The sequence below is a fragment of the uncultured Flavobacterium sp. genome, assembly GCF_963975005.1.
Lineage (GTDB): Bacteria > Bacteroidota > Bacteroidia > Flavobacteriales > Flavobacteriaceae > Flavobacterium.
Genome location: NZ_CAXBFR010000160.1, coordinates 1 through 5,291, shown reverse-complemented (window position 1 = coordinate 5,291; position 5,291 = coordinate 1). Strand labels below are relative to the sequence as shown.

The 5,291-nt window shown below is 30.5% G+C and carries 6 protein-coding genes; all 6 read left to right on the top strand.

Annotation, left to right across the window (positions count from 1 at the left end; all coding sequences use genetic code 11):
• The first annotated feature begins 162 nt into the window (after positions 1 to 162).
• The 6 genes from thrS to AACZ53_RS13585 all read left to right on the top strand — a co-directional run bounded on the left by thrS (position 163) and on the right by AACZ53_RS13585 (position 5,027).
• On the top strand, positions 163 to 2,109 hold the full coding sequence (gene thrS / locus AACZ53_RS13610; protein WP_339839543.1) for a threonine--tRNA ligase: 1,947 nt from the start codon (positions 163 to 165) through the stop codon (positions 2,107 to 2,109).
• Positions 2,110 to 2,131: 22 nt separating this feature from the next.
• Complete coding sequence (gene infC, locus AACZ53_RS13605; protein WP_084518952.1) at positions 2,132 to 2,680, top strand: translation initiation factor IF-3; 549 nt, start codon at positions 2,132 to 2,134, stop codon at positions 2,678 to 2,680.
• Between the two features lie 83 nt (positions 2,681 to 2,763).
• Complete coding sequence (rpmI, locus tag AACZ53_RS13600) at positions 2,764 to 2,961, top strand: 50S ribosomal protein L35 (protein WP_026717053.1); 198 nt, start codon at positions 2,764 to 2,766, stop codon at positions 2,959 to 2,961.
• Between the two features lie 113 nt (positions 2,962 to 3,074).
• Positions 3,075 to 3,419: a 50S ribosomal protein L20 gene (rplT, locus tag AACZ53_RS13595; protein ID WP_026717052.1), complete on the top strand. Its 345-nt coding sequence runs from the start codon at positions 3,075 to 3,077 to the stop codon at positions 3,417 to 3,419.
• A gap of 99 nt (positions 3,420 to 3,518) precedes the next feature.
• The gene (rlmF, locus tag AACZ53_RS13590) at positions 3,519 to 4,442 is read left to right on the top strand and encodes a 23S rRNA (adenine(1618)-N(6))-methyltransferase RlmF (protein WP_339839536.1); all 924 of its coding nucleotides are present in this window, start codon (positions 3,519 to 3,521) and stop codon (positions 4,440 to 4,442) included.
• Between the two features lie 63 nt (positions 4,443 to 4,505).
• Positions 4,506 to 5,027, top strand: a complete 522-nt coding sequence (locus AACZ53_RS13585) for a hypothetical protein (protein WP_339839533.1) — start codon at positions 4,506 to 4,508, stop codon at positions 5,025 to 5,027.
• The last annotated feature ends 264 nt before the right edge of the window (positions 5,028 to 5,291 follow it).

The window sequence follows — 5,291 nt, the reverse complement described above, 5'->3', positions numbered from 1 at the left end:
AAATGCATAGCAAGAACCAAAAACCATTAAATAATAACTGATGTGCTGTTTCTAAAAAAATGCTCCTATATATATAAGGTGTATTTTATTTAAAATGTATACCTATATATATTGTAAGTGTTTAGTGTTTGTTTTATATTTGCATCTTATTAAAAACAAACAATGATACAAATTACTTTACCTGACGGGTCGATTAAGGAGATGGCAAAAGGCTCTACTCCTATGGATGTTGCAATGAGCATAAGTGAAGGTTTGGCTAGAAATGTTATTTCAGCTTCCTTTAATGATACAACTGTAGAAACAACAACCGAATTAACCACCGATGGTTCATTAATATTATATACCTGGAACAATGATGAAGGTAAGAAAGCATTTTGGCATTCTACTTCTCATGTAATGGCTCAAGCTATTGAAGAAAAATTTCCAAATGCAAAATTAACATTAGGTCCTGCAATTGATAATGGGTTTTATTATGATGTAGATTTTGGGGATGAAAAATTTACAGATGCAGATTTTAAAGGAATTGAAGATAGAGTTTTAGAAATTTCTAGAGAGAAGCATGAATTTAAAATGCGTCCGGTTTCTAAAGCTGAAGCACTTTCTGTATATAAGGACAATGAGTATAAAACAGAAATGATTTCAAATCTTGAAGACGGGACGATTACTTTTTGTGATCATTCTACTTTTTACGATTTATGTCGTGGTGGACATATTCCGAATACTGGAATTATTAAAGCTATGAAAATACTTTCTGTTGCTGGTGCTTATTGGAGAGGAAATGAAAAGAACAAGCAGTTGACTAGAGTTTATGGAATTTCATTTCCTAAGCAAAAGGAATTGACTGAATACTTACATTTATTGGAAGAAGCAAAGAAACGTGATCATAGAAAACTAGGAAAAGAATTAGATTTATTTCATTTTTCACAAAGAGTTGGACAAGGTTTACCATTATGGTTACCAAAAGGTGCTGCTTTACGTGATAGATTAGAACAGTTTTTAAAGAAAGCTCAGAAAAAAGCCGGATACGAACAAGTAATAACTCCACATATTGGACAAAAGGAACTTTATGTTACTTCTGGACATTATGCTAAATATGGTGCAGATAGTTTTCAACCTATAAATACACCTGCAGAAGGAGAAGAGTTTTTACTGAAACCAATGAACTGTCCTCATCACTGTGAAATTTTTAATGCACGTCCTTGGTCTTATAAAGATTTACCAAAACGTTATGCTGAATTTGGAACCGTATACAGATATGAACAAAGTGGAGAATTACATGGTTTAACTCGTGTAAGAGGATTTACTCAAGATGATGCGCATATTTTTTGTACTCCAGATCAATTAGATGAAGAATTTAAAAAAGTAATTGATTTAGTATTGTATGTTTTTGGTTCATTAGGATTTGAAAACTTTACGGCTCAAATATCATTACGTGATAAAGAAAATAGAGATAAATATATAGGTAGTGATGAAAATTGGGAAAAAGCAGAAAATGCTATTATCAATGCGGCTAAAGATAAAAATTTAAAAACGACTGTTGAATATGGCGAAGCTGCTTTCTATGGTCCTAAATTAGACTTTATGGTAAAAGATGCTTTAGGTAGAAGTTGGCAACTTGGAACTATTCAGGTTGATTATAATTTACCAGAGCGTTTTGACCTTACATATAAAGGTAGCGATAATGAATTACATCGTCCAGTTATGATTCACAGAGCTCCTTTTGGTTCTATGGACCGTTTTATTGCAATTTTAATTGAACATACAGGAGGAAATTTCCCACTTTGGTTGATGCCAGAACAGGCTATAATACTGTCTTTGAGTGAGAAATATGAAAATTATGCGAAAAAAGTTTCAGAATTGCTAGAAAATCACGAAATTCGCACCCTCGTAGACAACAGAAATGAGACTATCGGTAAGAAAATTAGAGATGCGGAAGGACAAAAGTATCCGTTCATGCTAATCATAGGTGAGGAAGAAGAGAAAAACGGTACGGTTTCTGTAAGAAGACATGGTCAAGATGGGAAAGGTAATATTACCGTTTCAATTGACGATTTTGCATCACTTGTTAATGAGGAAGTGCAAAAAACATTAAAAACATTTGAAGTTTAACTAAATATTTATAGCCATAGCAATAAGAAACAATAGAGGTTACCAGCCTCGAGTAGAAAAAAAAGATGCCCACAGAATAAATAACTTTATTCGTGTACCTGAAGTACGTCTTGTGGGAGACAATAGTGAGCCTAAAATTTACAAAACATCAGAAGCCATGAAAATGGCAGAAGAGCAGGAACTTGATTTGGTAGAAATTTCTCCAAATGCAGAACCACCAGTTTGTAAAATAATGGATTACAAAAAATTTCTTTACATGCAGAAAAAGCGTGAAAAAGAAATGAAGGCAAAATCATCTCAAGTGACTGTTAAAGAAATCCGTTTTGGACCTCAAACAGATGAGCATGATTATGAATTCAAGAGAAAGAATGCTGAGAAATTCTTAAAAGAAGGTGCAAAGTTAAAAGCTTTTGTATTCTTTAAAGGGCGATCAATCATTTATAAAGAGCAAGGACAAATATTATTATTACGTTTGGCTCAAGATCTTGAAGAATTTGGTAAAGTAGAACAAATGCCAATTCTTGAAGGAAAACGTATGATTATGTTTATTGCTTCAAAAAAGAAAAAATAATCGAGAGATTAATTAAAATGATACGATGCTGAAACAGTTCAGCATAAAGATAGTAAGTAAGATAAATATTAAATAAGGAAGAAATGCCTAAAATGAAAACAAAATCTAGTGCTAAGAAACGATTCAAAGTTACTGGTACTGGAAAGATCAAGAGAAAGCACGCTTTTAAAAGTCACATTTTGACTAAAAAATCTAAAAAGCGTAAATTAGCTTTAACTCACTCTGCTTTAGTTCATAAAACAGATGAGAAAAGCATTAAACAACAATTAAGAATTATCTAAGAAATTAGAGATTTCTAAATTTGTTTAAGGTTAAAACAATTCAATAACCCTGTATTAGAGCAACTAAGTGCTTTGAAAAAAGAAGACGCCTACTACAAAACACATTTAAAATTATGCCAAGATCAGTAAATTCAGTTGCTAAAAGAGCACGTAGAAAAAGAGTATTAAAACAAGCCAAAGGTTACTTTGGAAGACGTAAAAACGTTTGGACAGTAGCGAAAAACGCAGTAGAGAAAGCATTAACATATGCTTACCGCGATAGAAAAGTAAACAAAAGAAACTTCCGTTCATTATGGATCATGCGTATTAACGCAGGAGCTCGATTACACGGAATGAGTTATTCTCAATTTATGGGAAAAGTAAAAGCTAACAACATCGAATTGAACCGTAAAGTTCTTGCAGATTTAGCTATGAACCACCCAGAAGCTTTTGGAGCTGTTGTAAATAAAATTAAATAAAACGTCTAACCGTTTATCTTACTTATAAATTAAATCCCAATCGAAAGGTTGGGATTTTTTTATTTATTAGCTTTATCTTTACCAAAAACAAATACTATTTTGAATACAACTCCAGAAAAAAAGGGCTTTCACCCAAGAAACAAACATAATGTTGCCTACGATTTTGAAAAATTAATTAGCACTACTCCAACTTTAAAAGAATTTGTCGCTATCAATAAGTTCGGAAATGAAAGTATAGATTTTTCAAATCCAAAAGCGGTAAAGACTTTAAATGCTGCTTTATTAAAAACTTATTACAATATTGAATTTTGGGATATTCCTGAAGGTTTTCTTTGTCCACCAATTCCAGGAAGAGCTGAATACATTCATCATATAGCAGATGTATTGAGCGAAGTTTATGGAGAAATTCCAACAGGAAAAAAAATTAAAGTTTTAGATATCGGAATTGGTTCTAATTGTATTTATCCAATAATCGGAATTAATGAATATAGTTGGCAATTTGTAGGTTCTGAAATTGATGGTCAAGCTATAAAATGGGCTGATAAAATTGTAAAATCAAATTCGATTTTAAAGGATTCTGTAGAACTTAGAATGCAATCTTCAAAACGAAATATATTTAAAGGTATTATTAATGAAGGTGAAATTTTCGATATGACTTTATGTAACCCTCCTTTTCATAGTTCAAAAGAAGAAGCTACAAAAGGCACAATTCGAAAAGTAAAGAATTTGAAGAATGAAATCACAGCAAAACCAACTCTAAATTTCGGTGGTGTAAATAATGAATTATGGTGCGATGGTGGTGAAATTGCTTTTATAACTAACATGATTTATGAAAGTGTACATTTCAAAACACAGTCTTTATGGTTTTCAACATTAGTTTCTAAGAAAGAAAATCTAAAATCTATTTACAAATTGCTTAAAAAAGTGGGAACAGTTAATGTAAAAACTATTGATTTGAGTCAAGGAAACAAAACAAGTCGTTTGGTTTTTTGGACTTTTAAGGATTTGAAGGCAAAAGAGTAAAAAGTTATTATAGATAAAATGAAAAATAAAATTACAATTATTCTATGCTTAATATCACTTATAATGTTTTCTCAAGAAAACAAATTGTTTGATCAATTTCATGAATTAAAAGAGAATAAAATTAAAGTATATCTTGACGTAGCTTATAAAGTAATGCATAAGCAATGTGCAAAATATTATATGATATGTGACATTAATAATAAACTTGAATATAATGATTCAGTTCAGATATATGATTTAAATGACCGAATAACAGTAGAAGGTGTTTTTAAAGAAAGTAAGTTAAACGGTAATTATACATCGTATTTCACAAACGGTCAAATTAGTGATTCTGGTATTTATAATAATGGTTTAAGAGTAGGTCTTTGGAATTATTATTATAACAATGGGCAATTGAAAAAAGTAATTGATTTTGGTGAAGGATTATATCATCCGAAGTTAATATCTTTTTACAAGATGAATGGTGATCAAAAAGTTATTGATGGAAATGGTGAGGTTGAAGATCTAATATCTAATTCTATTTCATCTTCTAGATTGATAAAATATAATGGAAATATTAAAAATGGTGAATTAGATGGCGTCTGAAAAATTATAGATGGAGGAAACTTAACAGCTAAAGAAATTTTAGATAATGTTCAGTTTGTTGAAGGAATTTCATATTCATTAATGATTGGAAATCAAAAATACAATGATAATCCAAGTTCAACAATATATGGTTTAAACCATTTATAATTCGTTAAAATTTTGGGGCCTGCACATTGTAACAAAGTTACTATAGAACTTAGTATAATAAATTCCACTCAAACAGATTTACATAACGTATTATCTAAAAATACAAAAGAATTTAAT

Bases quoted from the DNA above. Each gene is read 5' to 3' on its own strand.
- thrS (WP_339839543.1), top strand. From the start codon at position 163: ATGATACAAATTACTTTACCTGACGGGTCGATTAAGGAGATGGCAAAA.
- rpmI (WP_026717053.1), top strand. From the start codon at position 2,764: ATGCCTAAAATGAAAACAAAATCTAGTGCTAAGAAACGATTCAAAGTT.
- rplT (WP_026717052.1), top strand. From the start codon at position 3,075: ATGCCAAGATCAGTAAATTCAGTTGCTAAAAGAGCACGTAGAAAAAGA.
- AACZ53_RS13585 (WP_339839533.1), top strand. From the start codon at position 4,506: ATGTTTTCTCAAGAAAACAAATTGTTTGATCAATTTCATGAATTAAAA.